The organism is Variovorax sp. J31P207 (assembly GCF_030316965.1).
In the GTDB taxonomy this organism is placed as follows: Bacteria; Pseudomonadota; Gammaproteobacteria; order Burkholderiales; family Burkholderiaceae_C; genus Variovorax; species Variovorax ginsengisoli_B.
In genome coordinates this window covers 24646-50496 of sequence record NZ_JASZYN010000023.1, presented here as the reverse complement: position 1 = coordinate 50496, position 25851 = coordinate 24646, and the positions used below count along the sequence as shown (strand labels likewise).

Genomic DNA, 25851 nt, shown 5'->3' with positions numbered 1-25851 from the left:
GCTTAAACCGCGATGCGCAGCAACTCGGCCCCCTCGGCCACCTGATCCCCCGGCACGTACAGCAGCTCCTCGACAGTGCCATCCGCCGGCGCCGCGATCGTGTGCTCCATCTTCATCGCCTCCATCACGGCCAGCGGCTGGCCGCGGCTGACCTTGTCACCGGCCTTGACCGCGAAGGACACGACCTTGCCGGGCATCGGCGCAGTCAGCCGGCCGCCTTCGGCATGGGTCTCGCCCGCATGCGCGAGCCGGTCGATGGCGAGGATCCGGGTCGCGCCCTCGGCGCCGAAGACATAGGCCGTGTCCTCGTCCTGGTAGACGTTGAGGGTATGGCGCTGGCCGCCGAACTGCAGCTCGAGCTCGCCCGAGGGAAAGCTGCCGATCAGCAACGGGCCGGCCACGTCGCCGACCTGCAGCCACAGCGCGCCATCGTGCAGGTAGCGCAGCGTGGCGCTCTTCGGCTCGCCGCGGAACTCGAATTCGAAGGGCCGCGTCGCCACGCCGTGCGACTGCCAGCCATCGCGCCGGCTGAACGGATCGCCATTGGCACTCGCCGCTTCGGCCAGCAGCGTGCGCGCGATCGACGCCGCGGCCGCCAGCGGCAGGCCCAGCGGCTCCTGGTCGAACAGCACCGCACGCTCGCGCTCGATCAGCGCGGTGTCGAGTCGGGCATTGGCGAACGAATCGGTGCGCAGGATGCCGCGCAGGAACTGCACGTTGGTCGACACGCCGACGATGTGCGTCTGCGCCAGCGCCAGGTCGAGCCGCGCCAGCGCTTCCTCGCGCGTGGCGCCGTGCACGATCAGCTTGGCGATCATCGAATCGTAGAAGGGCGAGATCACGCCGCCTTCACGCACGCCGTCGTCGATGCGCACGCGGCTGCGCTGGAAGGCCGTGGCCTGCGGCTTGCGATAGACCCGCAAGGTGCCGGTGGCGGGCAGGAAATTGTTGTCGGGGTTCTCGGCGCAGATGCGCGCCTCGATCGCGTGGCCGTGGATCTGCAGCTGCTCCTGCTTCAACGGCAATGCTTCGCCCGAAGCCACGCGCAGCTGCCACTCGACGAGGTCGAGCCCCGTGATCGCCTCGGTCACCGGATGCTCCACCTGCAGCCGGGTGTTCATCTCCATGAAAAAGAAATTCATCTCTGCATCGCCGCGCTGCTCGACGATGAATTCCACCGTGCCTGCGCCGACGTAGTTCACGGCCCGCGCCGCCGCCACCGCCGCCTCGCCCATCTGCTTGCGCATCGCCTCGGTCATGCCGGGCGCGGGCGCTTCCTCGAGCACCTTCTGGTGGCGCCGCTGCACCGAACAGTCGCGCTCGAACAGGTAGACGTAGTTGCCTTGCGTGTCGCCGAAGACCTGGATCTCGATGTGGCGCGGCCGCTGCACGTACTTCTCGATCAGCACCGCGTCGTCGCCGAAGCTGTTGATCGCCTCGCGCTGGCACGAGGCCAGCGCGCCAGCAAAGTCGCCGGCCTTCTCGACCACCCGCATGCCCTTGCCGCCGCCGCCCGCGCTGGCCTTGATCAGCACCGGGTAGCCGATGCGGTCGGCCTCGCGCTGCAGCAGTGCCGGGTCCTGGTCGCTGCCGTGGTAGCCCGGCACCAGCGGCACACGGGCCTTCTCCATGAGCTGCTTCGATTCCGCCTTGAGGCCCATGGCCTTGATCGCCGACGGCGGCGGGCCGATGAAGACCAGGCCGGCATCGGCGCAGGCCTGCGCGAACTCCTCGTTCTCGCTCAGGAAGCCGTAGCCCGGGTGCACCGCCTCGGCACCCGTGGCCTTGGCGGCCTCGAGGATCTTCTCCCAGCGCAGGTAGCTGTCCTTGGGCGCGCTGCCGCCCAGGTACACCGACTCGTCGCAGGCGCGCACGTGGTTGGCGTGGGCGTCGGCGTCGGAGTACACCGCCACCGTCCGGATGGCCATGCGGCGCGCCGTCGAGGCCACTCGGCAAGCGATCTCGCCACGGTTGGCGATCAGGATCTTCTTAAACATTCGATGAGTCTCCAGGAGGATTTTTCTTGAACTGGAAGGCGGGCACCACGCCGGGATCGGACCGGCCGCTGAAGATCCGCGCCACACGGCCGAACAAGGACTTGAGGAAGCGCCAGCTCTTGCGGATCAGCCAGACGCTGAGCACCAGCACGGCGATGAACAGCAGCCCGAACACCAGCGGATGCGCCACCGCCAGCCACAGGCCGACCGGCACCGCGGTGTCCTCGACCAGCGAGGCGCCCACGTTGGTGAAGGGCTCGGGCGAGGTGTTGATCGCGGCCCGCGTGGTGGCCTTGGCCGCATGCGCGGTGGCCGCGAAGCCGCCGCCAAGCAGGGCCGCCACCAGCGCCATCGCGGCATGGTCGGCACCGAAGACGCCCGCCGCCAGCGCTGCCCCAGCCGGAATGCGGATCGCCGTATGAACCATGTCCCAGATCGAATCGAGGCCCGGGATCTTGTCGGCGAAGAACTCGACGAAGACCATGAAGCCGCTGGCCGCCAGCACCACCGGGTGCGCCAGAAGCTGCAGGCCGCTCGGCAAGGGAATCCAGCCCAGATAGCCGGCCAAGCCGGTCAGCAACACCACCAGGTACAGGCGCACGCCGCTGGCCCACCCCAGCGCAGCGGCCAGCGCGAGCAGTTGCGGCATGTCGAGCGAGTTCATGGATTCAACCAGGAAGGCTTGCGCTTCTGCAGGAACGACTGCACGCCCTCGCGCCCCTCGTCGCTGGCGCGGATGTCGGCGATGCCCTCGACCGTCTTCGCGATCAGCGCATCGTCGATCTCCCGGCCGGCGACATCGGCGATCAGCGTCTTGCAGGCCCGCACCGCGGCCGGGCTGGCACCGGTCAGCGCCTTCACAAGCTCGGCCACCTTGGCATCGAGCGCGTCGGCGGCCACCACCTCGTGCACCAGGCCGATGCGGTGTGCCTCGGCGGCCGCGAAGCGCTCGGCCGTGAGGAACCAGCGCTGCGCCGCCCGCGTGCCCATCGCGCGCAGCACGTAGGGGCTGATGGTCGCCGGCACCAGGCCGATCTTGACCTCGCTCAGGCAGTACCAGGCGCTGTCGACGCTGACCGCGATGTCGCAGGCGGCGACCAGGCCCATGCCGCCGGCATAGACGTCGCCCTGCACGCGCGCGATGGTGGGCTTGGGACAGTCGGCTATGGTGCGCAGCATCTCGGCCAGCTTGCCGGCGTCGGCGATGTTCTCGTCGCGCGTGTAGTCGGCCATGCGCCGCATCCAGTTGAGGTTGGCGCCGGCGCAGAAGGCCGGGCCGTTGGCGCCGAGCACGATCGCCCTGACCTGCGGCGCGGCACCGGCCTCGGTGAAGGCCTGCGTCAGCTCGGCGATCACGATGTCGTCGAAGGCATTGCGCGCCTCGGGCTGGTCGAGCCAGATGCGCGCGACCGCGCCGTCGATCGACAGCTTCAGCTTGGTGAAGGACGTGCTCATGAGGATTTCGCTTCCTGTTGCAGCAGATAGACCCAGTCGAGCTCGGGGCCGGGCCGGGCCATGGCGGTCAGCGCGGCGCTGAGCTGGCCGCGATGATGCGTCGCGTGGTTGAAGACATGGCCGAGCGCCGGTGCGAATGGAATGCGCACCGCGTCGCCGTTGTTGCGGGTGTAGGCGAGATCGCCGTCGAAACGCTCGGGCGCCTGCTCCGCCAGCCAGGGGCTCCATCGCTGCACGGCCTGACCCAGCGCATGGCAGGCCTCGCCGCGGTCCGCATGCATCTCGGTGTCCAGCGGCAGCCGCAGCGACCGGCCTTCGGCGAAACGAGCGAACCAGATGTCGTCGGTCACCAGAAGATGGTTGACGGTGCGGTGCACCGAGCGAAAGTAGAGACCGCATTCGCGGTGCCAGTCCGCATCGGACAGGCCCGCCAGGTTCGCCCCGATCAGCCGCTCGGTCGCCCACACGTGGTAGCGCGCGAGGCTGGCGAAGTAGTTCGCGAGCGTCATGGCGCTCACATGCGGAAGATGCCGAACTTCGGCTCGGGGATCGGCGCATTGCGCGACGCCGCCAGGCCCAGCGCCAGCACGCGCCGCGTGTCGGCCGGGTCGATGATGCCGTCGTCCCACAGCCGCGCGGTGGCGTAGTAGGGATGGCCCTGCACCTCGTACTGCTGGCGGATCGGCGACTTGAAGGCTTCTTCTTCGTCGGCGCTCCACTGCCCGCCCTTGGCCTCGATGCCGTCGCGCTTGACCGTGGCCAGCACGCTCGCGGCCTGCTCGCCGCCCATCACGCTGATGCGCGCGTTCGGCCACATCCAGAGGAAGCGCGGCGAATAGGCGCGGCCGCACATGCCGTAGTTGCCGGCGCCGAAGCTGCCGCCGATGATGATCGTGAACTTGGGCACGTTGGCAGTGGCCACGGCCGTCACCATCTTGGCGCCGTGGCGCGCGATGCCCTCGTTCTCGTACTTGCGCCCGACCATGAAGCCCGTGATGTTCTGCAGGAACACCAGCGGCGTCTTGCGCTGGCAGCACAGCTCGATGAAGTGGGCGCCCTTCTGCGCCGACTCGCTGAAGAGAATGCCGTTGTTGGCGACGATGCCGACCGGCATGCCCTCGATCTCGGCGAAGCCGCAGACCAGCGTGCTGCCGAAGCGCGACTTGAATTCGTGGAACTCGCTGCCGTCGACGATGCGGGCGATGATCTCGCGCACGTCGAAGGGCTTGCGGGTGTCGGTGGGGATGACGCCATAAAGCTCTTCGACCGGGAAGGCCGGTGCGCGAATCGCAGCCGCCGGCGCCGCCTCGGCAGCCGCCTTGCGAGCGTTCAGGTTGGCCACTGCCGAGCGCGCCAGCGCGAGCGCATGGAGGTCGTTCTGCGCCAGGTGGTCGGCCACGCCCGACAGCCGCGTGTGGACGTCGCCGCCGCCCAGGTCTTCTGCAGTGACGACTTCGCCGGTGGCCGCCTTCACGAGCGGCGGGCCGCCCAGGAAGATGGTGCCCTGGTTCTTGACGATGATGCTCTCGTCGCTCATCGCCGGCACGTAGGCACCGCCGGCGGTGCAGGAGCCCATCACGACCGCGATCTGCGCGATGCCCTGGGCGCTCATCTGCGCCTGGTTGTAGAAGATGCGGCCGAAGTGGTCGCGGTCGGGAAAGACCTCGTCCTGGTTCGGCAGGTTGGCGCCGCCGGAGTCGACCAGGTAGATGCAGGGCAGCCGGTTCTGCTCGGCGATCTCCTGCGCCCGCAGGTGCTTCTTGACCGTGACCGGGTAGTAGGTGCCGCCTTTCACGGTGGCGTCGTTGCAGACGATCATGCAGTCGACGCCGCTGACCCGGCCGATGCCCGCGATCAGGCCCGCGCCGGGCGCCGCGCCGTGGTACATCGCGTGCGCGGCGAGCGGCGCCACTTCGAGAAACGGGGTGCCCGGGTCCAGCAGCTGGGCCACGCGGTCGCGCGGCAGCAGCTTGCCGCGCGCCGTGTGCTTGCTGCGCGCGGCCTCGCCGCCGCCGGCCTCGACCTTGGCGAACTGCACGTGCAGGTCGTCGACCAGCGCGCGCATGGCGGTCGCGTTGGCCTGGAATTCCGCCGAGCGGGCGTTGAGTTGGGTCTCGAGCTTCATGCAGTCTTGTCCTCGTCCAGCCCGAGCTGGTGCTTCATTGCTTCGCGAATCTTGAACTTCTGGATCTTGCCCGTGACCGTCATCGGAAACTCGGTCACGAACTCGATGTAGCGGGGCACCTTGTAGTGCGCGATCTGGCCCTTGCAGAAGTCGCGCACCTCGTCGGCCGTCACGCTCTGGCCCGGCTTGGCGATGATCCAGGCGCAGAGCTCTTCGCCGTACTTCTTGTCGGGCAGGCCGACCACCTGCACGTCCTGCACCTTCGGATGGCGATACAGGAATTCCTCGATCTCGCGCGGGTAGATGTTTTCGCCGCCGCGGATCACCAGGTCCTTGATGCGGCCGACGATGTTGACGTAGCCCTCGGCGTCCATGGTGGCGAGGTCGCCGGTGTGCATCCAGCCCTCGGCGTCGATCGCCTCGCGGGTCTTCTCCGGGTCTTCCCAGTAGCCGTGCATGACCGAGTAGCCGCGGGTGCAGAACTCGCCCGAGCTGCCGCGCGGCACGATGGCGCCGTCGACCGGATCGACGATCTTGATCTCGAGGTGCGGCTGCACCGTGCCGACGGTCGACACCCGCTTCTCGAGCGGCGTGTCGGTCGAGCTCTGGCAGCTCACCGGGCTGGTCTCGGTCATGCCGTAGGCGATCGTGATCTCGCGCAGGTTCATCTGCTCGACCACCCGCTTCATGACCTCGGTCGGGCATGGCGAGCCGGCCATGATGCCGGTGCGCAGGCTGCTGAAGTCGAACTCCTTGAAGCGCGGATGGTCGAGTTCGGCGATGAACATGGTCGGCACGCCGTGCAGCCCGGTGCACTTCTCGTCCTGCACCGTCTGCATCACGGTGAGCGGATCGAAGCCATCGTTCGGATAGACGATGGTCGCGCCGTGCGTCAGGCAGGCCAGGTTGCCCAGCACCATGCCGAAGCAGTGGTAGAGCGGAACGGGGATGCACAGCCGGTCGACCGGCGTCAGCTTCATGCACTCGCCGATGAAGAAGCCGTTGTTGAGGATGTTGCGGTGGGTCAGCGTGGCGCCCTTGGGGAAGCCGGTGGTGCCGCTGGTGAACTGGATGTTGATCGGATCGCCGGCCTTGAGCGTCCTGGCGATCGCGGCGACCTGCGGGTCGTCGGCCCGGCCGCTGTCGTGCAGCGCCGAGAAGCGCAGCAGCCCCGGCAGCTCGCCCTCGTCGCCCGCGGCATCGATCCAGGCCACGGTGCGCAGGTGCGGCAGGCGGGCAGACTTCAAGGCACCGGGTGCCGCGCCAGCCAGCTCGGGCGCCAGTTCGCGCAGCATGCCGACGTAGTCGCTGGTCTTGAAGCGCTTCATCGTGACCAGCGCCTTGCACGCCACCTTGTTGAGCGCGTACTCGAGCTCCGAAGTGCGGTAGGCCGGGTTGATGTTGACCAGCACGATGCCGACCTTGGCCGTCGCCAGCTGCATCAGCACCCAGGGCGCGTTGTTGTGCGACCAGATGCCGACCCGGTCGCCCGGCGCCAGCCCCAGGCCCAGCAGGGCGCTGGCGAGGCGGTCGACTTCGCGCTGGAGTTCGCGGTAGCTGTAGCGCTTGCCCTCGTGCACGCTGACCAGCGCTTCGTGGTCGCCCTGCCGCGCGGCCATGTCGTCGAAGAAGTCGCCGAGGGTCTGTTCGATCAGCGGTGTGTCGGTGGCGCCCTGCGCCATGCTCAGCGTCGGGTTCATCGCGCCTCCGTCAGGCCGTCTCGGCGAACAGCTCGCGGCCGATCAGCATGCGCCGGATCTCGCTGGTGCCGGCGCCGATCTCGTACAGCTTGGCGTCGCGCCAGAGCCGCTCGACCGGGAAGTCCTTGGTGTAGCCCACGCCGCCCAGCGCCTGGATAGCCTCGCCGGCCATCCAGGTCGCCTTCTCGGCCGAGTACAGGATGGCGCCGGCCGCGTCCTTGCGGAAGGTGCGCGCGTGGTCGCTGCGGTCGCAGGCCTTGCCGACCGCGTAAACATAGGCCCGCGTGGCCTGCCAGGTCGAGTACATGTCGGCCAGCTTGCCCTGCATCAGCTGGAATTCGCCGATGCTCTGGCCGAACTGCTGGCGCTCGTGCACGAAGGGCAGCACCGCGTCCATGCAGGCCGCCATGATGCCGAGCGGGCCGCCGGAGAGCACGGCGCGCTCGAAGTCGAGGCCGCTCATCAGCACCTTGGCGCCCATGCCCTCGCCGCCCAGCACGTTTTCTTCGGGTACCTCGCAATTGTCGAAGTAGAGCGGGAAGGTGTTGGAGCCGCGCATGCCGAGCTTGTCGAGCTTGGTGCCGGCCGAGAAGCCCTTGAAGCCCTTCTCGACGATGAAGGCGGTCATGCCGCGGGCGCCCATCTCGGGCTCGGTCTTGGCGTAGATCACCAGCGTGTCGGCATCGCCGCCGTTGGTGATCCACATCTTGCCGCCGTTGAGCACGTAGCGGTCGCCCTTCTTCTCGGCCCTGAGCTTCATGCTGACCACGTCGGAGCCGGCATTGGGCTCGCTCATCGCCAGCGCGCCCACGTGCTCGCCGCTCACCAGCTTGGGCAGGTACTTCTTCTTCTGGGCCTCGCTGCCGTTGCGGTGGATCTGGTTCACGCACAGGTTGGAATGCGCGCCGTAGGACAGCCCGACCGAGGCCGAGGCCCGCGAGACTTCTTCCATCGCGACGATATGCGCCAGGTAGCCGAGCTCGGTGCCGCCGTATTCTTCTTTCACGGTCATGCCATGCAGGCCGAGGTCGCCGAGCTTCTTCCAGAGGTCGGCCGGGAACAGGTTCTCGCGGTCGATGTCGGCGGCGCGCGGCGTGATCTCGTGGGCGGCGAAGTCCTGGATCGCGTCGCGCAGGGAATCGATGGTGTCGCCCAGGTCGAAGTTCAGGCCGGGATCGTGCATGGGTTTGTCTCCTTGGTCGGTCAGGCCCGCGCCGGAAATTTCCGAGGCGGAAGTTCGCAGCTTACGCCGTGTGTCGGCGCATTTGGCGCCACAATGGTTGCAAATCACGCCAGCTGAACCCGACAGCGACATGTCCTCATCCCCGCTCCAGAGCACCCGCCGCGCAGCCACGCCGATGGCCTTCGTGCGAGCGATCGTTAGTGGCTACGAACGCTACGGCGTCGACCCGTCCGAGGCCCTGGCACAGGCACAGATCACGCCGCGCGAACTGGCCGATCCCCAGGCCCGCGTGACCGCGGCGCAATTCGAGGTCCTGTCGGGCTTCGCGATGCAGGAGCTCGACGACGAGGCGCTCGGCTGGTTCCGGCGCAAGCTGCCCTGGGGCAGCTACGGCATGCTGTGCCGGGCCTCCCTGGGCGCGCCCGACCTGGGGGTGGCGATCAAGCGCTGGTGCCGGCACCTGCGGCTCCTGACCGACGACATCACGCTCGAACTGTCGCAGGCCGACGGCCTGGCGACCGTGTCGATCACCGAACACCGGCCGCTGGGCGATTTCCGCGAGTTCTGCCTGGTGTCGAACCTGCGTTTCCTCCACGGCTATGCCTGCTGGGCGATCGATTCGCGGGTGTCCCTCGGCGCCACCGCTTTTCCGTTCGAGGCGCCGCCCCATCGGGAGGCCTATCCGCTGATGTTCGGCGGCAGCTTGCGCTTCGGCGCCGAACGCGCCAGCTACAGCTTCGACCCGCGCTACCTCGCGCTGCCGCTGCGGCGCGACGAGGCAGCGCTGCGCACCATGCTGCGCCGCGCCCTGCCGCTCACGGTGCTGCAGTACCGGCGCGACCGCCTGCTGGGACAGCGGGTGCGTGAACTGCTGCGCACCCGCGCCGCGGAGGCCACGACGGCCGAGGCCCTGGCGGCCCTGTTGAACCTGTCGACCCGCACCCTGCACCGCCAGCTGATGGAAGAAGGCGTGTCGCTGCAGGCCCTCAAGGACGAGATCCGCCATCGGACGGCGGCCGACCAGCTGCGCCGGACCGACCGGCCGATCAAGCAGATCGCGCTGGCGGTCGGATTCCGCAATGAGAAAAGTTTCTCGCGCGCATTCAGGGCTTGGTCAGGCGCCACGCCGGGCGAAGTGAGGCGCAACGGCCTGCCGCCGTCCAGCGGCACGGCGAATCCGTGAAATAGTGCGCTGCCGGGCACCCAATCAGTGCCTGTCCGACGCAAGGGGCACTGGGCTCGGCCTACGATCGCCGCATGCAGCAGACTCCTGACACCGACAGCTCCGCCTTCGCCGACCTGATGGACTTCATCGCGACCTCGGGCCGCACCCGCAACGCCGGTTTCGTGGCCGAGAACGCCGAGCAGCTGGTGTCGAGCATGTGGGCGGACCGGGCCCGGGCGATGGTGGCTTCGCTCACCACGATGGCCACGGCCACGCTGCCGCGCGGCAACGCCTGAGTCTCAATCGGGCGCCGCGCCCAGCGACCGCTTCAAGGCCTGGAAGTCGGGCGAGCGCTGCAGCACGCTGCGCCCCGCCGCGATCAGCCGCGTCACCTCGTCATCGCTGATCGAAAACGCGGTCGGCACCTGCATCAGCCGCTGACGCAGCTCGCCATCGGCGGCATCGCGCAGGTTGACCTGCACCACATGGATCTCGGCGTCGGGCGCGAACGCATCCGAGCCGTCGGCGCTGCGCGACTTGAGGTCCTCCCGCCATTGGCGCGCGGTGTCGAGCAGGAACTCCTGGGTCTCGAGCGTGGCGCGCGCGCCGGCACCGAACAGCAGCGTGTCGGCCACCGCGCGAACACCCGGCACCCGGTCGCTCTGGTCGATGTTGTTGGCCGGATCACGGGCCGAGTTGACGCTGATCACGATCAGCTTTCGCACGCTGCCACGCGGGATGCCGACCTCCTCGAAGCTCTCGCGCAGGCCGCCGCCGACCAGGGCGCGGTCGAGCAGCCGGCGCACCGCCAGGTTGTCGGCCACGCCGCCGTCGACCAGGTGGATGAAAGGGCGGCTCTGCGCATCGAGGTAGCTGTTGGCCTGCATGCGGAACATGCGGGCCCGGTAGTTGCCGCCGCCGCGCGCGGCGAGCCGCGGCACGATGCCGCGATCGCGGCACTCCTGCGAATAGTTCTTGAGCGTCAGCGGGCTCAGCAGGATCGGCACCGCCGACGAGGCCGCGACCGCGAACGACAGCGGCACGCTCTGCAGGTCCGAGCAGATCAGCTCGAACTGGTCGGCCGTGAATTCGAAGGACGTGCCCAGCGACATGTCGGTGGCCGCGATCACCAGCTGCGGATGGCGCGCGTTGCGCTCGATGTCGGCGTAGGTCTTGCCCTCGTAGATCTCGTCGAGCCGGCGCGCCAGCAGGTGGCTGCGGCCATACCAGGGCGAGGTCAGGTCATACAGGCTGCCCGGCCGCAGGGCCTGCAGGATCAGGCTGTTCTGGAAGTTCTGGCGCAGGAAGTCGCGCTCGAAGTCGGGCAGCTTGTCGGCACCGAAAGCCGCGTAGTAGGCCGCGAGGATGCTGCCGCCCGAGACCCCGCTGATCACGTCGGTGGCGTCGAGCAGGTCGGAGTGGCGGCCGTTCAGGTCGAACTTGGTGCGGCGCAGTTCCTCCAGCACGCCATAGCCGAAAGCGGCGGCACGCGCGCCGCCGCCGGAGAGCGTCACGGCGACCAGGATCGTCGGGTCGCGGCCCGACGCCGGCGCCATCAGGCTGGAGGTCGGCGGCGCCCGCTCGACCAGCGGCTCGTTGAGCCATGGCCGGATCGACGAACAGCCCGCCAGGCAGGCGGCGATCAGCAGACCACAGAGCGCGCGCAGGCCGGGCATGCGGTGGGTTCAGGCGAAGGCGGGGCGCCAGTCGGCCAGCAGTCCCGGCAGCTGCGCCATGTCGGTGAAGATCTGTGCCACGCCGACGGCCCGCAGCGCTTCGGGCCCGCTGTGGCCGAGATCGCTCGGGCTGTAGCCGAACACGGTGGCGCCGGCTGCGACGCCGGCCGTGGCCCCGGTGACCGTGTCCTCGACCACCGCGCAGCGCGCCGGGTCGACGCCGAGCGCCGCCGCCGCCGCCAGGTAGACGTCCGGCGCGGGCTTGGAGCGCGGGGTTTCGTGGCCGCTGAAGATCCGGCCTGCGAAGCAGTCCAGGATGCCGATCTTCTCGAGCTGCAGCTCGACCTTGTGACGATCGGCGCCCGAGGCGCAGGCAATGCGGCCGTCCAGCGCCGCGTGCAGCGCGCGCACCGCCAGGGCGGCGTTGGGAATCGCCAGCAAATCGCGCTCCAGCGCCTCGTTGCGGCGGCCGCGGAAGCCGTGCAGCCACTCGGGCGTGATCGCGAAGCCGGTCCTGGCCTCGATCAGCGCGGCTTCGTCCTTGACCGCCTTGCCGGTGAAGATCCGCATCGATTCCTCGGTGCTGATCGCCCAGCCGAGCTCGCCGAGCATCTCGGCGAGCACGCGGTTGGTGATGGGTTCGGAGTCGACCAGGACGCCGTCGCAGTCGAACAGGACGGCGTCGAAGGGAGGAGCTTTCATGGGAGCGATCGTAACAACGTCGCCCCACAGCGGCGTGACGACTCAGGCCGGCTGGATCGGAATGTAGATCTCGCCGCCGGCCGCCTTGAACTCCGCCGACTTGCCGGCCATGCCGTCCTCGACCGCGTCGGTCGCCTCGATGCCGCGCTGGGCGGCGTACTCGCGCACCTCCTGGGTGATCTTCATCGAGCAGAACTTGGGCCCGCACATCGAGCAGAAATGCGCCACCTTGCTGCTGTCCTTGGGCAGGGTCTCGTCGTGGAATTCGCGCGCGGTGTCGGGGTCGAGGCCGAGGTTGAACTGGTCCTGCCAGCGGAACTCGAAGCGCGCCTTCGACAGCGCGTCGTCGCGCGAGCGCGCACCCGGGTGCCCCTTGGCCACGTCGGCCGCGTGCGCCGCGATCTTGTACGCGATGATCCCCTGCTTGACGTCGTCGCGGTCCGGCAGGCCCAGGTGTTCCTTGGGCGTGACGTAGCACAGCATCGCGGTGCCGGCCCAGCCGATCATCGCGGCGCCGATCGCGCTGGCGATGTGGTCGTAGCCCGGCGCGATGTCGATGGTCAGCGGGCCCAGGGTGTAGAACGGCGCCTCGTGGCAGTGCTTCAGCTGCTCGTCCATGTTGGCCTGGATCAGGTGCATCGGCACGTGGCCCGGGCCCTCGATCATGGTCTGGACATCATGCTTCCAGGCGATCTGCGTCAGCTCTCCCAGGGTGCGCAATTCGGCGAACTGGGCCTCGTCATTGGCGTCCGAGGCGCAGCCCGGGCGCAGGCCGTCGCCGAGCGAGAAGCTCACGTCGTAGGCCTTCATGATGTCGCAGATGTCCTCGAAGTGGGTGTAGAGGAAGCTCTCCTTGTGGTGCGAGATGCACCACTTGGCCATGATCGAGCCGCCGCGCGAGACGATGCCGGTGCGCCGATCCGCCGTGAGATGGATGAAAGGCAGCCGCAGCCCGGCATGGATGGTGAAGTAGTCGACGCCCTGCTCGGCCTGCTCGATCAGCGTGTCGCGGTAGATCTCCCAGGTCAGGTCTTCGGCCACGCCGCCGACCTTCTCCAGCGCCTGGTAGATCGGCACCGTGCCGATCGGCACCGGGCTGTTGCGCACGATCCAGTCGCGCGTGGTGTGGATGTTGCGGCCGGTCGACAGGTCCATCACGTTGTCGGCGCCCCAGCGGATCGCCCACACCAGCTTCTCGACCTCTTCCTCGATGCTGGAGGTCACGGCGGAGTTGCCGATGTTGGCGTTGATCTTGACCTTGAAGTTGCGCCCGATCGCCATCGGCTCGACTTCCGGGTGGTTGATGTTGGCCGGAATGATGGCGCGGCCGCGCGCCACTTCGTCGCGCACGAACTCGGGCGTGATGATCTTCGGGATGCGGGCCCCCATCGGGTTGCCGGCCAGCCGCTTCTCGCGCGCCTCGTCGGCCATGTACTCGGCCATCCATTCGCGCCGGCCGTTCTCGCGCAGCGCGACATACTCCATCTCGGGCGTCACGATGCCGCGCCGGGCGTAGTGCATCTGCGTGACGTTGGCACCGGCCTTGGCGCGGCGCGGCGTGCGCTGCAGCGCGGCGGCGCCGGCGCGCAGCTCGGCGATGCGCTGGGCATCGCGGTCGGCATGGGTCGCGCCATCGTCCAGCGCGAGATGCAGGCGGCCCTCATAGCTTTCGGTGTCGTTGCGTTCGGAGATCCACGCATCGCGCACGCCGGGCAGCCCGCGGCGGACGTCGATGTCGGCCGCCGGATCGGTGTACGGGCCCGAGGTGTCGTAAAGAGACACCCGCTCGCCATTGGTCAGCGCCACTTCGCGCACCGGCACGCGCAAGTCGGGCCGGCTGCCGGCGATGGCGCCCTTGGTCGAGGCCGGGAAAGGCTCGCGCGTGAGCGTGAGCAGGGAAGCGAACTTGTCGCTGGCATTCATGCGGGGCACTCCAGTTCTTGAAAACAAAGGGTGCTCCGCGATGCCTCCGGACGGCATCGCTCCGGGAAAGGAAGTGGGGGTGCCGGGGAGTCGCAGCTCTTCTTACGCTGGTATGAACCAGATCAAGTTCGCGGGTTCGGCCGCTTGGCCATCTCAGCACGCATCTGCGTGCACCCCGGAGCGGGGCCGATTCTAGGTGCCTTGCGGCCCCGCGATCAAGCGGAGTGTGCCGCCGCCAGTGGCGGAACCGTCCGCATCGGCTCGGCGGCATGCAGCGCCACCCAGGCGTCGAGGCCGCCCGCCAGCACGCGCACGCGCGGCAGGCCGGCGCTCATCAGCACGCGCGCAGCCGCGATCGCCGTGGCGTCGTCGGGGCAATCGCAGAAGACGACCACTTCGCGGCCATCGGCGAAGGTCGAGAGCCGCTTCGGCAGCTGCTTCAGCCCGATGCCGATCGCGCCCGGGATCGCCCGGGCGTCGAGCGCGCGGGCCTCGTCCGAGCGGACGTCGATCACGGTCGGGCCGGCGCCCGCCGCCAGGGCCTCGCGCAAGGCTTCGACCTGGACGTGGACGATGTCGTCGACCCGCTGCGCCAGCCGGCGTTGCCGCCAGCGCCAGCCGATGAAGGCCGCCAGCGCCAGCACGCCGATCGCCAGCGCGCCCAGGCCGATGTTGGAGATCACCGCCAGCACGTCCTGGATCGCGGCATGGAAGATCCGGCCCACGAACAGGCAAAGCAGGGTCCAGATCAGCGCAGCCACGGTTTCGTAGGCCAGGAAACGCAGGTTCGACATGCCGAGGGCGCCGGCCATCGGCGGCGCCACCACCGAGACGCCGGGCACGAACTTGGCCGCGATCAGCGACCACCCGCCCCAGCGCCCGAGGATCGATTCGCTGCGCCGGACGCAGGAGTCGGGCGACAGCGAGATCCGGCACAGCAGCCGCATCACGCGGTAGCCCCAGCGGCGCCCGGCCAGGAACCAGACGCCGTCACCGAGGATGTTGCCGAGCACCGCGGCCAGCACCACCGCGACCAGGGACAGCTGCCCGCCGACCGTCAGCCCGCCCGCCACGACCAGGAACGGCACGGCCGGTACCGGCGCCCCGAGGCGCGTCGCGAGCGTGGCGGCGAAGACCAGGGCGACGCCCTGGCTGGCGAGGAGTGAAACGAAGTCGTTCATGGTTGTCGGAATGCGCAAGCCGGGCAGGCGAGTCCCTATTGGCCCTGGGCCGGCCGCTCGGCCGGCGCAGCGGCGGCCGGTGCCGCCACCGGCGGCGGGTTGCCGCGCAGGTCGAGCTCGGCGAAATAGGCGAGGCCGTGGCCGTGGGTATTGTCCGCGTCGGCCGAGATCGCCACCGCCGTCACGTCCGGCCGAATGTCGCCGGCCTCTTCACCGAAGGCACGGCGGTAGTCCGACAGCAGGTTGCGCCGCTCGCTGGTCCAGCTGCCCGGCTTGGCCGCAGCGCCGGATTCGAGCACCACCATGCGGATGCGCTTCGTGAACGCGTTGTCGAACGCGTTGCCCTTGGCTTCCTTGTTGTCCCAGACGTAGCACAGGGTCTCGGTCGGTACCGCTTCGCCGGTGGTGCGGCGCGCCAGCGAGAGGCGGGTACGCTCGCCCAGGGACAGCCGGTCGGCCGGGAAATCGAAGAACACGCAGACCTTGGCCGCGCCATCGTCGCCGGAACGCGTGCGCAGGTCGGCGCCCTCGACGAAAGACTCCACCCGCCAGCGCCAGGCCAGCGTGGCCTGCTCGTTGAGCTCGACCCGGGCCGGATGCACCAGATTCCCGTAGGAATTGTCGGCATCGACCTTGAGCACGCGCTGGCCGTCGAGCTGATCGACCTCGAAGCGGGTCGGCGACTTGTTGGGCAAGGTGGTGAAATGCCACGGCGCCGGCGGCTGGGCACCGGTCGCGCCCGAGAAGGGCGTGAGCAGGTTCTTGTCCTGCGCGCGCGCGTCCGGCGCGGCCACGAGCACCGCGGCCACGGCCGGCAGCGCCATCGCGGCGCACAGCCGCCCCCAATCCAGCGTGCGGTTCTTCCAGCTGCCCATGGTGCACCTCTTGGCCTGCGGCCGGTTGAGCGGATCGTCGCTGCGCCTTTGGCGCAACGCTCACAGGGTACGGAGTGTGAGGCAGGAGCGGCGCAAGATAAATAGCCCAAAAGGAATCGGACTGTCGCTGGAAGGGACACAATCCGTCGCGATCGCTATCAAATGAATAGCAATCGCTCCAGGCTGCATGCAGCTGATGGACTATTTTCGAATGGAACGGTCAGTGAAGGTCGCCGTCGACGTAATACCAGCGGGGGAGCAGCGTGTCATCCTCCTGGCGCACGAAGCGGCTGCGTTCGTGCAGCCGGCTCGCCACGCCGGCGCTGCTGCGCTGGCGGGCGACGAACTCGACCTCCGCGTGGTCGGCATCCAGCACCGAGCGCGAGCGGACGTCCAGGCCCAGCCATTTCACGGCGGGCTCGAAGTCGATGCTCGCCGGTCGGGTCGAGGCGTGCCAGGTGGCCAGCAGGTAGTCGGCGCGTTCGCGCACGAAGGCGGTGTAGCGCGAGCGCATCAGCGATTCGGCATCCGGTGCCGGCGTGTGCGCGAAATCGTCCACATAGCGGCCGCAGCACTGCGCGTAGGCCAGGGGCAGCTCCCGCCGGTCGCGGCGCCCGCAGGGGCAGGGGACACGGGCGGGGCTGGAGGGGGATGCGGACATGAAAAGGGCGTGGGCGACGGAAAGTTCCAGGGCGTATTGTGCAGAGCCCACTGATCCGTTGAGGACAGAGCAAGAATTGCGGCGCAATTTCTTGGTCTGTCCCGCAAGGTCTCAGGCCAGGGCCCGCTGGATCAGCAGCTTCTGGATGTCCGAGGTGCCTTCGTAGATCTGGCACACGCGCACATCCCGGTAGATGCGCTCGAGCGGAAAATCGTTGACGTAGCCGTAGCCGCCCAGCGTCTGGATCGCGGCGCTGCAGACCCGCTCGGCCATCTCGCTGGCAAACAGCTTGGCCATCGCCGCCTCCTTGAGGCAGGGCCGGCCGGCGTCGCGCAGGGCGGCCGCATGCCAGATCAGCTGCCGGGCCGCCTCGAGCTGGGTGGCGCATTCGGCGAGCCGGAAGCCCACCGCCTGCTGGTCGAAGATGCTGCCGCCGAAGGCCTGGCGCTCCTTGGCATAGGCCAGCGCCACGTCGAACGCGCTGCGCGCCATGCCCACGCTCTGGGCGGCGATGCCGATGCGCCCGCCCTCCAGCGCGCCGAGCGCGATCTTGTAGCCCTCGCCTTCCTGCCCGATCAGGTTCTCCCGCGGGATGCGACAGGCGTCGAAATTGATCTGCGCAGTGTCGCTCGAATGCTGGCCCAGCTTGTCTTCCAGCCGCGCCACGTTGTAGCCGGGCGCGTCGGTCGGCACGATGAAGGCGCTCATGCCGCGCTTGCCCGCGCCCTTGTCGGTGACCGCGATCACGATCGCGACCTGGCCGTTCTTGCCGCTGGTGATGAACTGCTTGACGCCGTCGATCACCCAGCCGTCGCCGTCCTTGCGCGCCGTGGTGCGCAGCGAAGAGGCATCGCTGCCGGCCTGCGGCTCGGTCAGGCAGAAGGCGCCGAGCATGCGGCCCTGCGCCAGCGGCTGCAGCCACTGCTTCTTCTGCTGCGCATTGCCGTAGCGCATCAGGATCGCGTTGACCGGGCAGTTGGTCACGCTGATCGCGGTGCTGGTGCCGCCGTCGCCGGCAGCGATTTCTTCCAGCACCAGCGCCAGCGTCAGGTAGTCGAGCCCGGCGCCGCCATCTTCCTCGGGCACGCAGATGCCGTAGGCGCCGAGCGCCGCCAGGCCGGCGTGGGCCTCCTTCGGAAAACTGTGCTCGCGGTCCCAGCGCGGCGCATGGGGCCAGAGTTCGGCTTGGGCGAAGGCGCGCACGGCGTCGCGGATGGCTTCCTGGTCGGCGCTGAGCAGCATGATGGCGTCCTTACTTTCCTTGACCGAGGTCCATGATCAGCTTGCCGGCCATGTAGAGCCGGCGCGGGATCGCGCTGGTGTCCACGTACTCGGCCTTGTCGCTGTGGTAGCCGAAGCCCGGCAGGCCCAGGCTTTCGATGACCGGCTTGCCCGCGAGCGCCGCATAGGCCGCGTCGGTCCCGCCGCCGGTGCGCTCGACCACCGAGAGTTCGCCGCCCGCTTCCTTGTAGTAGGCCACTGCCTTGTCGACCAGCTTGCGGCCGCCCTCGCCCGCGTTGAAGGCCGGACGGCCGCGCGTGACGAGCACCTTGACCTCGGCCTCAGGCAGCTTCTTCTGCTGCGCCTTGTGCTCGAGCGTCTTCATCGCGGCGTCGAAGTCTTCGTTCCTGGCGTAGCGCACGTCGGCATTCAGGGTGGCGCTGGCCGGGATGATGTTTGACACCGCGCCGGCCTTGCCGATGGTCCAGTTGAAGCGCAGGCCCTTGGACTTGTCGTCGATGTCCATCGTGCGCAGCACCAGGTCGGAGGCCTCGACCAGCGAATTGACGCCGAGCTCGGGCGCCGCGCCGGCATGCGAGGCCCTGCCCGTGATGTTGACCTGGACGTAGGCGATGCCCGAGGTGCCGAGCGAGAGGTCTTCCTTGCCGGCGCCGGTGGGCTCGAACGACAGCACGTAGTCGGCCTTGGCCGCCTCTTCCTGGATCAGGTCGCGCGAGCCGAAGGAGCCCTTTTCCTCGTCGGTGTTGAACAGCACCGTGATCGTGCCGAAGTCCTTGAAGCCGCGGTCCTTGAGCAGCTTGAGCGTGTGCACGACGACCGCGTTGCCGCCCTTGTCGTCGGCGATGCCGGGGCCGTAGGCCTTGTCGCCTTCGACCCGGAACGGCGCCTTGGCGAGGATGCCCTTGAGGTAGACCGTGTCCATGTGCGAGAGCAGCAGCAGGTTCTTGCCGCCCTTGCCCTTCAGCTTGCCGACGATGTTGTCGCCAACCACGATGCCGGTCGACTTGCTGCGCGTGACCGTGAAGCCGAGCGCCTTCAGCTCGGACTCGAGGTAGCTGCCGGCCGAGGCCATGCCGTCGCCGTCACCGGTGCCGGTCTCGATGTTGACCAGCGTCTCGAGCGTCTTGATGACGGCGGGCTTTTCGGCCGTGGCGGCAGCGAACAGGGCCTGGTCGCGGGTCTGGCTCCAGGCGGCGGGTGCGACGAAGGCGGTGGCGAGCAGCGCGGCCAGCGCGCTGCGGGGGAAAACCGAAGGCATCGAAAAGGAACTCCGAAAAAGAAGAAGAGGGATTCTAGGAAGGCGCGTCAGAGCAGCTCGATCGCCACCGCCGTGCCTTCGCCGCCACCGATGCACAAGGTCGCGACGCCGCGCTTCTTGCCGCGCTGCTGCAGCGCATGGATCAGCGTCACCATGATGCGCGCGCCGCTGGCACCGATCGGGTGGCCCAGCGCGCAGGCGCCGCCGTGGACGTTGACGATGTCGTGCGACACGCCCAACTCATGCATCAGCGCCATCGGCACCACCGCGAAAGCCTCGTTGACCTCCCACAGGTCGACGTCCTTGACGCTCCAGCCGGTCTTCTTGAACAGCTTGGCGACCGCGCCCACCGGGGCGGTGGAGAACCACTCGGGCTGCTGCGCATGGGTGGCGTGGGCGACGATGCGGGCAATCGGCTTCGCGCCGTTCTTCTTCGCGCCGCTCCCGGTCATCATCACCAGCGCCGCGGCGCCGTCGTTGATCGACGAGCTCGAGGCCGCGGTGATGGTGCCGCCGTCCTTCTTGAAGGCCGGCTTGAGCGTCGGGATCTTGTCCAGCTTGACCTTGCCCGGGCCCTCATCGATCTCGATCACGGTGTCGCCGCCGCGGCCCTTGACGGTGACCGCCGCGATCTCGGCCTTGAAGGCGCCGGAGCTGGTCGCCGCCTTGGCGCGCTCGACGCTGGCGATCGCGAAGGCATCCTGCTGCTCGCGCGTGAACTTGTACTTGGCCGCGCAGTCCTCGCCGAAGGTGCCCATCGAGCGGCCCGGCTGGTAGGCGTCCTCGAGGCCGTCGAGCATCATGTGGTCGAAGATGCGGTCGTGGCCCATGCGGTAGCCGCCGCGGCCCTTGAGCATCAGGTAGGGCGCGTTGGTCATGCTCTCCATGCCGCCGGCCACCATCACCTCGTGCGTGCCTGCCAGCAGCATGTCGTGCGCCAGCATCGCGGCCTTCATGGCCGAGCCGCACATCTTGCTGAGCGTGACCGCGCCCGCGCTGTCGGGCAGGCCGCCCTTGTAGGCCGCCTGGCGCGCCGGCGCCTGGCCCTGGCCGGCCATCAGGCAGTTGCCGAACAGCACCTCGCCGACGCTGTCGGCCGGGATACCGGCGCGCTCGACCGCCGCCTTGATGGCGACGCCGCCGAGGTCATGCGCCGAGAGGGATGAGAAGTCGCCCTGGAAGCCCCCCATCGGGGTGCGGGCGGCGCCGACGATCATGATCGATTCGCTCATGGATTTGCTCCTTCAGTGGTTGTCAGTCAGAAATCAGAAATAGGGGGTGGCGTTGTCGTGCTTGAAGCGCAGCGACTCGTCGTAGGGAAAGACGTCCAACATCTGCCCAGCCTGGATGCGCTGCTTGTGGCTCTGCCAGAAGGCAGCGTCGAGCAGGTCGGCATGGTGGGCCATGAAGGCCTCGCGCACCGCCGGGTTGCCGAGCAGGAAGGGCTCGAAGGTCTCCGGGAAGACGTCCTTCGGGCCGACCGAATACCAGACCTCGCCGCTCATCTCGTCCTCTTCGTTGCGCGGCGCCGGCACCTTGCGGAAGTTGCAGTCGGTGAGGTATTCGATCTCGTCATAGTCGTAGAACACCACCTTGCCGCCGCGCGTGAGGCCGAAGTTCTTCCAGAGCATGTCGCCCGGGAAGATGTTGGCCGCCACCATGTCCTTGATCGCATTGCCGTACTCGATCACCGCGTGCTCCAGTTGCTTGCTCGCGCGCCGCGCGTGCTCGGGCTGCGCCAGCAGGTCCAAGGACTCCTGCAGGAAGAGGTTCAGCGGGATCATGCGGCGCTCGATGTAGACGTGCTTGACCACGATCTCCATTTCCCCGTTGCCGTCGCGGTCGCCGATCTCGAGCTGGCTCGGCGCGAACTTGCGGATTTCCTCGATCAGCTCGGGCTCGAAGCGGTCGAACGGAAAGCCGACATCGCTGTACTCCAGCGTATCGGCCATCCGCCCCACGCGGTCGTGCTGCTTCACGAGCAGGTACTTGCGCTTGACCTGCTCGCGCGTGGTGTCCTTCTGCGGCGGGAAGAAGTCCTTGATGACCTTGAACACGTACGGAAACGACGGCAGGTCGAACACCAGCATCACCATGCCCTTGATGCCCGGCGCGATGCGGAACCGGTCGGTGGAATAGTTCAGGTGGTAGAGGAAGTCGCGATAGAACAGCGTCTTGCCCTGCTTGGCCAGGCCGAGCGCGTTGTAGATCTCGGCGCGCGGCTTGCGCGGCATCAGCGAGCGCAGGAACTGCACGTAGGCCGAGGGCACCTCCATGTCGACCATGAAGTAGGCCCGCGCGAAGCTGAACAGCATCTGCAGGTCTTCCTCGCCGAACAGCGCTGCGTCGACATGGAACCGGCCCTCCGTGTCGTGCAGGATCGGCAGCGCGAACGGCATCTCGATGAAGCCGTTGTTGATCTTGCCGACCACGTAGGCGCCCTTGTTGCGGTAGAACAGCCCCGACAGCACCTGCAGCTGGAAATTGGCGCGCAGCTTGACCTGGTGGAAGCGTCCGAGGATCGCCACCGCCACGCGTTCGGCGTCGCGGCGCCGGTCGGCATAGCGCCCTTGCAGCGCGTAGTCCTCGAGCATCCGCTCGACCGTGTCGGCCAGCGTGTCGCGTTCGGGGTAGTAGGCGCGGTAGGTCGGCGCGTCGCGCGGCTCGATGTACTCGGTGCTGATTGCCGGCCGCACGAAGATGAAATCGTTCTGGAAATAGGCCCGGTGCAGGATCTTGGTCGTGACCGAATTGAAGAAGGTCTCGGCCAGTTCCGGCTGGTGGTGGTCGACCAGCAGGCCGATGAAGTGCAGCTTGATCTGGTGCCAGACCTCCATCGGCTGCTCGCCGGCCTTGAATTCCTTCTCGAGCCGCGCCACCGCCTCGCCGACCCGCAGGTCGTAGAACTCGATCCGCTCGCGCTGGGCCCGCTGCTGGCCGTGCCAGTCGGCGGTCTCGAAGCGGTGCTTGGCGCGCGCCGACTCGGCGCGGAAGAGCCGATAGTGCCGATCGAAGCCGTCGCGCATCGCACGGGCGATGTCATAGGCGAGCGGCGAATCGAGGCGCTGCGGGAACATGGGACCGGTGCCGGACTACTTGATGTATTCGGACGTGCCCGTATCCGCCGGCTTGCTCCACTTGTAGCGGATGCGCTGCACGGCGGCGCGGTACTGGTTCTCCATCGGCTTGGTGCCGTCGACAGTGAGCTCCAGGTCCTGGATGAGGCCGTCGTGCACGCCGAAGGCCCAGCCGTGGATCGTGACCGACTGGTTGCGGCTCCAGGCGTCCTGCATGACGGTGCTGACGGCCACGTTGACCACCTGCTCCGCCACGTTCAGCTCGCACAGCGCATTGGCGCGCGCGGCCTCGGGCAGGCTGTCGATCATCACGTGGTGGCGGTCGCGCACGTCCTGGATGTGGCGCAGCCAGTTGTCGGCGATGCCGATGCGCGCACCTTCGAGCGCCGCCTGCACGCCGGAGCAGCCGTAGTGGCCGACCACCATGATGTGCTGGACCTTGAGCCGCTCGACCGCGAACTGGATCGCCGACAGCGCGTTGAGGTCGGAGTGCACCACGATGTTGGCGACGTTGCGGTGCACGAACACCTCGCCCGGCTCGAGGCCGGTGATCTGGTTCGCGGGCACCCGGCTGTCGGAGCAGCCGATCCACATGTACTTGGGGGTTTGCTGCTTCACCAGGCTGGTGAAGAAGCCGGGCCGGTCGCGCTCCATGCGCGACGACCAGGCGCGGTTGTGAGCGAACAGGTCCTCGAGGGAGTCGGGCTTGTTTTCCATGGTCTTTTTCGTGATGAAAGGGTTGGGGGAATGCTATCGGCAGGGCTCAGCGCGCTTTCGGCTTCGATGCGCGCGCCAGCGCCGCCCGGGCCTGCTTTTCCTGGGCCCGGACCTCGTCCAGGTTCGCCTGCAGCTCGGCCAGCTGGGCTTCGAGTTGCTCGCGGTGGGCGCCGAGCACGCCGAGGAAACGCTCCAGCTGCACGGCGGTGTCGCGCGGGCTGTCGTACATGTCGAGTATCTCGCGCGCTTCGGTCAGCTTCAGCCCGAGCCGTTTGGCCCGCAGCGTCAGCGTCAGGCGGGCCCGGTCGCGCGCGGTGTAGATTCGCTGCAGTCCGGCCCGGCGCGGCGCCAGCAGGCCCATGTCCTCGTAGAAGCGGATCGCCCGCGTGGTGAGGTCGAACTCCTTGGCGAGCTCGCCGATGGTGAAGGTCTGCGAAGGCATGAAAAAATGGGTCGAAGCGTGGGCGACAGCAAGGTCGGGCGGCACTGCCTACAATGTCGGCTCAAAGCCATGACGTTTACGTTAACGTCAATCGTACATGAACCTTCTCGAACGCGAACTCCATTACCCCCTCGGCGACACCCTGCCGGCGCCCGGCCAGACGGTCGAAGTGGCGCCCGGCATTCGCTGGATCCGCATGGCGCTGCCCTTCGCGCTCGACCACATCAATCTCTGGCTGCTGCGCGACAGCATCGACGGCGTCGAAGGCTGGAGCGTGGTCGACTGCTGCATCTCGCATGACGCGGCCCGCGCGCAATGGGAGCAGATCTTCGAGACGCAGCTCCAGGGGCTGCCGATCCTGCGCGTCATCGTGACCCACATGCACCCCGACCACATCGGCCTGGCGCACTGGCTCTGCGACCGCTGGAAGGCGCCGCTGTGGATCAGCTCGACCGACTACCACGTCGCGCGCGTGCTCACCACCGCCGGCGACACGCTGGCCGGCGGCGACGCGGCGGCCGACTTCTTCGCCTCGCACGGCCTGACCGACCCCGAGGCGGTCGCCAAGATCCGCGCCCGCACCAGCTACTACGCCAACATGGTGCCGTCGGTGCCGGCCAGCTTCGTGCGCATGCTCGACGGCGACGACGTCATGATCGGCGGCCGCGCCTGGCGCTGCATCAGCGGCTACGGCCACGCGCCCGAGCACATCGCGCTCTACTGCGACGAACTCAACGTGCTGCTCGGCGGCGACATGATGCTGCCGCGAATCTCGACCAACGTGAGCGTGCATGCGGGCGAGCCCGAGGCGAATGCGCTGCGGCTGTTCCTCGACAGCATCGAGCGCTTCAAGTCGCTGCCGGTCGACACCCTGGGCCTGCCTTCACACGGCAAGCCCTTCACCGGCATCCATCGCCGCGTCGAGCAGCTGCAGGAGCACCACCGCGACCGGCTGGCCGAACTGCTGGAAGCCTGCCTGGCCCGGCCGCACAGCGCCGCGGAGGGCCTGCCGATCCTGTTCAAGCGGGCGCTCGACCTGCACCAGATGACCTTCGCCATGGGCGAGACCGTGGCCCACCTGCACCTGCTGTGGTTCTCCGGCCAGCTGCGGCGCCGCCTCGGCGACGACGGCATCTACCGGTTCGGCGCGCTGGCATGAACGCAACGCTGGGTCGGCTGCGCGCAGGCGAGATGGCCGGGGCGCAGCGGCTCGACCTCAGCTGCGGCCTGACCGAGCTGCCGCCCGAGGTCTTCGGGCTGGCGGACTCGCTCGAGGTGCTCAACCTCTCCGGCAACGCGCTGCGCACGCTGCCGCACGACCTGCACCGGCTGCACCGGCTGCGCGTGCTCTTCTGTTCCGACAACCAGTTCACCGAACTGCCCGAAGCCGTCGGCCAATGCCCCCGGCTCGAGATGGTGGCCTTCAAGGCCAACCAGATCTCGCGGGTGCCGGCGGCGGCGCTGCCGCCCTTGCTGCGCTGGCTGATCCTGACCGACAACCGGATCGACGCCCTGCCGGCCGAACTCGGCGCGCGCGCGCGGCTGCAGAAACTCATGCTCGCCGGCAACCGCCTGCAGGCGCTGCCGGAATCGATGGCCGCCTGCCGGGCGCTCGAACTGGTGCGCATGTCGGCGAACCGCTTCGAGGCCCTGCCGGGCTGGCTGCTCTCGCTGCCGCGCCTGTCGTGGCTGGCCTTCGCGGGCAATCCCTTCGACGAAGCGCCCGAGGCCATGGCGATGGATGCGCAGCCGACCCGGGCCATCGACTGGCCATCGCTCTCGCTGCAGCACAAGCTCGGCGAAGGCGCCTCCGGCGTGATCCACCAGGCCGACTGGCGGCAGCCGGACGGCAGCCTGCGGCCGGTCGCGGTGAAGCTGTTCAAGGGCGCCGTGACCAGCGACGGCTGGCCGCACAGCGAGATGGCGGCCTGCCTGGCGGCGGGGCCCCATCCGGGGCTGATCCCGGTGCTGGGCCGGATCGCCCACCATCCCGACGCCAGCGCCGGCCTGGTGCTCGAACTGGTCGACCCGAGCTTCCGCAACCTAGCCGGCCCGCCGAGCCTCGCATCGTGCACCCGCGACGTCTATGGCGATGACGCCCGCTGGTCGGCCGAGACGGCCCTGCGCATGGCGCGCGGCATCGCTTCGGCGATCGCGCGGCTGCATGCGCACGGCATCCTGCATGGTGATCTCTACGGCCACAACATTCTCTGGAACGGCCGGGGCGACGCCCTGCTCGGCGATTTCGGCGCCGCCTCGTTCCTGCCGCGCGACGACGCGGCGCAGTCGCAGGCGCTGCAGCGCACCGAGGCGCGCGCCTTCGGCTGCCTGCTGGAGGAGCTGGCCGCGCGCTGCGAGGCGCCCGATGCGGCCACGGGGGCGCTGCTGGCCGGCCTCCAGGCGCGCTGCCTCGACGACGATCCCGCCCAGCGGCCGCTGTTCGACGAGATCGCCGCCGCCCTGGGAACCTGA

23 protein-coding genes and 1 riboswitch are annotated in these 25851 nt (G+C 68.6%); of the genes, 4 read left to right on the top strand and 19 right to left on the bottom strand.

Annotated elements, in window-relative coordinates; all coding sequences use genetic code 11:
• Positions 1–2 precede the first annotated feature (2 nt).
• The 7 genes from QTI68_RS38345 to QTI68_RS38315 are packed head-to-tail and all read right to left on the bottom strand — an operon-like array spanning position 3 to position 8460.
• A complete protein-coding gene (locus QTI68_RS38345) occupies positions 3–1997 on the bottom strand; it encodes an acetyl/propionyl/methylcrotonyl-CoA carboxylase subunit alpha (RefSeq protein WP_286529542.1) in 1995 nt (664 codons plus the stop codon).
• Entirely contained in the window at positions 1990–2661 is a 672-nt protein-coding gene (locus tag QTI68_RS38340; protein WP_286529541.1) for a DUF4126 domain-containing protein, read from the bottom strand. The genes QTI68_RS38345 and QTI68_RS38340 overlap by 8 nt, the downstream gene beginning before the upstream one ends.
• Positions 2658–3452, bottom strand: coding sequence for an enoyl-CoA hydratase/isomerase family protein (locus QTI68_RS38335; RefSeq protein WP_286529540.1), 795 nt, complete (start codon positions 3450–3452; stop codon positions 2658–2660). Before QTI68_RS38335 ends, QTI68_RS38340 begins: the two co-directional genes overlap by 4 nt.
• On the bottom strand, positions 3449–3961 hold the full coding sequence (locus QTI68_RS38330; RefSeq protein WP_286529537.1) for a DinB family protein: 513 nt from the start codon (positions 3959–3961) through the stop codon (positions 3449–3451). Before QTI68_RS38330 ends, QTI68_RS38335 begins: the two co-directional genes overlap by 4 nt.
• A 5-nt stretch (positions 3962–3966) precedes the next feature.
• Positions 3967–5577: a carboxyl transferase domain-containing protein gene (locus QTI68_RS38325; protein WP_286529535.1), complete on the bottom strand. Its 1611-nt coding sequence runs from the start codon at positions 5575–5577 to the stop codon at positions 3967–3969.
• Positions 5574–7277 (bottom strand): AMP-binding protein, encoded by a 1704-nt coding sequence (locus QTI68_RS38320; RefSeq protein ID WP_286529533.1) that lies wholly within the window; start codon positions 7275–7277, stop codon positions 5574–5576. Before QTI68_RS38320 ends, QTI68_RS38325 begins: the two co-directional genes overlap by 4 nt.
• Before the next feature lie 10 nt (positions 7278–7287).
• Complete coding sequence (locus QTI68_RS38315) at positions 7288–8460, bottom strand: isovaleryl-CoA dehydrogenase (RefSeq protein ID WP_286370134.1); 1173 nt, start codon at positions 8458–8460, stop codon at positions 7288–7290.
• Between the two features lie 130 nt (positions 8461–8590).
• Between QTI68_RS38315 and QTI68_RS38310 the strand changes: the two genes are divergently transcribed.
• Positions 8591–9643, top strand: a complete 1053-nt coding sequence (locus tag QTI68_RS38310; RefSeq protein ID WP_286529531.1) for an AraC family transcriptional regulator — start codon at positions 8591–8593, stop codon at positions 9641–9643.
• Between the two features lie 74 nt (positions 9644–9717).
• Entirely contained in the window at positions 9718–9921 is a 204-nt protein-coding gene (locus QTI68_RS38305) for a hypothetical protein (RefSeq protein ID WP_286529529.1), read from the top strand.
• 3 nt (positions 9922–9924) lie between these two features.
• On the opposite strand, the gene QTI68_RS38300 is transcribed toward QTI68_RS38305, so the two are convergent.
• From QTI68_RS38300 to QTI68_RS38245, 12 genes are all read right to left on the bottom strand, one after another.
• Entirely contained in the window at positions 9925–11301 is a 1377-nt protein-coding gene (locus QTI68_RS38300) for a patatin-like phospholipase family protein (protein WP_286529527.1), read from the bottom strand.
• A gap of 9 nt (positions 11302–11310) precedes the next feature.
• Entirely contained in the window at positions 11311–12003 is a 693-nt protein-coding gene (locus QTI68_RS38295) for an HAD family hydrolase (RefSeq protein WP_286529525.1), read from the bottom strand.
• A 42-nt stretch (positions 12004–12045) separates the two neighbouring features.
• Positions 12046–13926, bottom strand: coding sequence for a phosphomethylpyrimidine synthase ThiC (gene thiC, locus QTI68_RS38290; RefSeq protein WP_286529524.1), 1881 nt, complete (start codon positions 13924–13926; stop codon positions 12046–12048).
• Between the two features lie 82 nt (positions 13927–14008).
• Positions 14009–14114: riboswitch (TPP riboswitch) on the bottom strand.
• A 27-nt stretch (positions 14115–14141) separates the two neighbouring features.
• On the bottom strand, positions 14142–15107 hold the full coding sequence (locus QTI68_RS38285) for a VTT domain-containing protein (RefSeq protein WP_286529523.1): 966 nt from the start codon (positions 15105–15107) through the stop codon (positions 14142–14144).
• 35 nt (positions 15108–15142) lie between these two features.
• Positions 15143–15982: a DUF3047 domain-containing protein gene (locus QTI68_RS38280; RefSeq protein WP_286529521.1), complete on the bottom strand. Its 840-nt coding sequence runs from the start codon at positions 15980–15982 to the stop codon at positions 15143–15145.
• Positions 15983–16202: 220 nt separating this feature from the next.
• Entirely contained in the window at positions 16203–16643 is a 441-nt protein-coding gene (locus tag QTI68_RS38275) for a YchJ family protein (RefSeq protein WP_286529519.1), read from the bottom strand.
• A 111-nt stretch (positions 16644–16754) separates the two neighbouring features.
• Positions 16755–17885 (bottom strand): acyl-CoA dehydrogenase family protein, encoded by a 1131-nt coding sequence (locus QTI68_RS38270; protein ID WP_286529517.1) that lies wholly within the window; start codon positions 17883–17885, stop codon positions 16755–16757.
• Positions 17886–17895: 10 nt separating this feature from the next.
• Complete coding sequence (locus QTI68_RS38265) at positions 17896–19143, bottom strand: glutamate carboxypeptidase (protein ID WP_286529516.1); 1248 nt, start codon at positions 19141–19143, stop codon at positions 17896–17898.
• A gap of 47 nt (positions 19144–19190) precedes the next feature.
• A complete protein-coding gene (locus QTI68_RS38260; RefSeq protein ID WP_286529514.1) occupies positions 19191–20375 on the bottom strand; it encodes an acetyl-CoA C-acyltransferase in 1185 nt (394 codons plus the stop codon).
• Between the two features lie 33 nt (positions 20376–20408).
• Positions 20409–22220, bottom strand: a complete 1812-nt coding sequence (aceK, locus tag QTI68_RS38255) for a bifunctional isocitrate dehydrogenase kinase/phosphatase (protein ID WP_286529512.1) — start codon at positions 22218–22220, stop codon at positions 20409–20411.
• Positions 22221–22235: 15 nt separating this feature from the next.
• Entirely contained in the window at positions 22236–22937 is a 702-nt protein-coding gene (can, locus tag QTI68_RS38250; protein ID WP_286529510.1) for a carbonate dehydratase, read from the bottom strand.
• 46 nt (positions 22938–22983) lie between these two features.
• Positions 22984–23379, bottom strand: a complete 396-nt coding sequence (locus QTI68_RS38245; RefSeq protein WP_286529508.1) for a MerR family transcriptional regulator — start codon at positions 23377–23379, stop codon at positions 22984–22986.
• Between the two features lie 97 nt (positions 23380–23476).
• Between QTI68_RS38245 and QTI68_RS38240 the strand changes: the two genes are divergently transcribed.
• Entirely contained in the window at positions 23477–24538 is a 1062-nt protein-coding gene (locus tag QTI68_RS38240) for an MBL fold metallo-hydrolase (protein WP_286529506.1), read from the top strand.
• A complete protein-coding gene (locus QTI68_RS38235) occupies positions 24535–25851 on the top strand; it encodes a leucine-rich repeat-containing protein kinase family protein (protein WP_286529504.1) in 1317 nt (438 codons plus the stop codon). The genes QTI68_RS38240 and QTI68_RS38235 overlap by 4 nt, the downstream gene beginning before the upstream one ends.

Coding starts and splice junctions, on each gene's coding strand:
- QTI68_RS38285 (WP_286529523.1), bottom strand. CDS start 15,107: ATGAACGACTTCGTTTCACTCCTCGCCAGCCAGGGCGTCGCCCTGGTC.
- QTI68_RS38305 (WP_286529529.1), top strand. CDS start 9,718: ATGCAGCAGACTCCTGACACCGACAGCTCCGCCTTCGCCGACCTGATG.
- QTI68_RS38235 (WP_286529504.1), top strand. CDS start 24,535: ATGAACGCAACGCTGGGTCGGCTGCGCGCAGGCGAGATGGCCGGGGCG.
- QTI68_RS38275 (WP_286529519.1), bottom strand. CDS start 16,643: ATGTCCGCATCCCCCTCCAGCCCCGCCCGTGTCCCCTGCCCCTGCGGG.
- QTI68_RS38330 (WP_286529537.1), bottom strand. CDS start 3,961: ATGACGCTCGCGAACTACTTCGCCAGCCTCGCGCGCTACCACGTGTGG.
- QTI68_RS38295 (WP_286529525.1), bottom strand. CDS start 12,003: ATGAAAGCTCCTCCCTTCGACGCCGTCCTGTTCGACTGCGACGGCGTC.
- aceK (WP_286529512.1), bottom strand. CDS start 22,220: ATGTTCCCGCAGCGCCTCGATTCGCCGCTCGCCTATGACATCGCCCGT.
- can (WP_286529510.1), bottom strand. CDS start 22,937: ATGGAAAACAAGCCCGACTCCCTCGAGGACCTGTTCGCTCACAACCGC.
- QTI68_RS38335 (WP_286529540.1), bottom strand. CDS start 3,452: ATGAGCACGTCCTTCACCAAGCTGAAGCTGTCGATCGACGGCGCGGTC.
- QTI68_RS38310 (WP_286529531.1), top strand. CDS start 8,591: ATGTCCTCATCCCCGCTCCAGAGCACCCGCCGCGCAGCCACGCCGATG.
- thiC (WP_286529524.1), bottom strand. CDS start 13,926: ATGAATGCCAGCGACAAGTTCGCTTCCCTGCTCACGCTCACGCGCGAG.
- QTI68_RS38340 (WP_286529541.1), bottom strand. CDS start 2,661: ATGAACTCGCTCGACATGCCGCAACTGCTCGCGCTGGCCGCTGCGCTG.
- QTI68_RS38315 (WP_286370134.1), bottom strand. CDS start 8,460: ATGCACGATCCCGGCCTGAACTTCGACCTGGGCGACACCATCGATTCC.
- QTI68_RS38280 (WP_286529521.1), bottom strand. CDS start 15,982: ATGGGCAGCTGGAAGAACCGCACGCTGGATTGGGGGCGGCTGTGCGCC.
- QTI68_RS38345 (WP_286529542.1), bottom strand. CDS start 1,997: ATGTTTAAGAAGATCCTGATCGCCAACCGTGGCGAGATCGCTTGCCGA.
- QTI68_RS38265 (WP_286529516.1), bottom strand. CDS start 19,143: ATGCCTTCGGTTTTCCCCCGCAGCGCGCTGGCCGCGCTGCTCGCCACC.
- QTI68_RS38240 (WP_286529506.1), top strand. CDS start 23,477: ATGAACCTTCTCGAACGCGAACTCCATTACCCCCTCGGCGACACCCTG.
- QTI68_RS38325 (WP_286529535.1), bottom strand. CDS start 5,577: ATGAAGCTCGAGACCCAACTCAACGCCCGCTCGGCGGAATTCCAGGCC.
- QTI68_RS38260 (WP_286529514.1), bottom strand. CDS start 20,375: ATGAGCGAATCGATCATGATCGTCGGCGCCGCCCGCACCCCGATGGGG.
- QTI68_RS38270 (WP_286529517.1), bottom strand. CDS start 17,885: ATGCTGCTCAGCGCCGACCAGGAAGCCATCCGCGACGCCGTGCGCGCC.
- QTI68_RS38320 (WP_286529533.1), bottom strand. CDS start 7,277: ATGAACCCGACGCTGAGCATGGCGCAGGGCGCCACCGACACACCGCTG.
- QTI68_RS38245 (WP_286529508.1), bottom strand. CDS start 23,379: ATGCCTTCGCAGACCTTCACCATCGGCGAGCTCGCCAAGGAGTTCGAC.
- QTI68_RS38300 (WP_286529527.1), bottom strand. CDS start 11,301: ATGCCCGGCCTGCGCGCGCTCTGTGGTCTGCTGATCGCCGCCTGCCTG.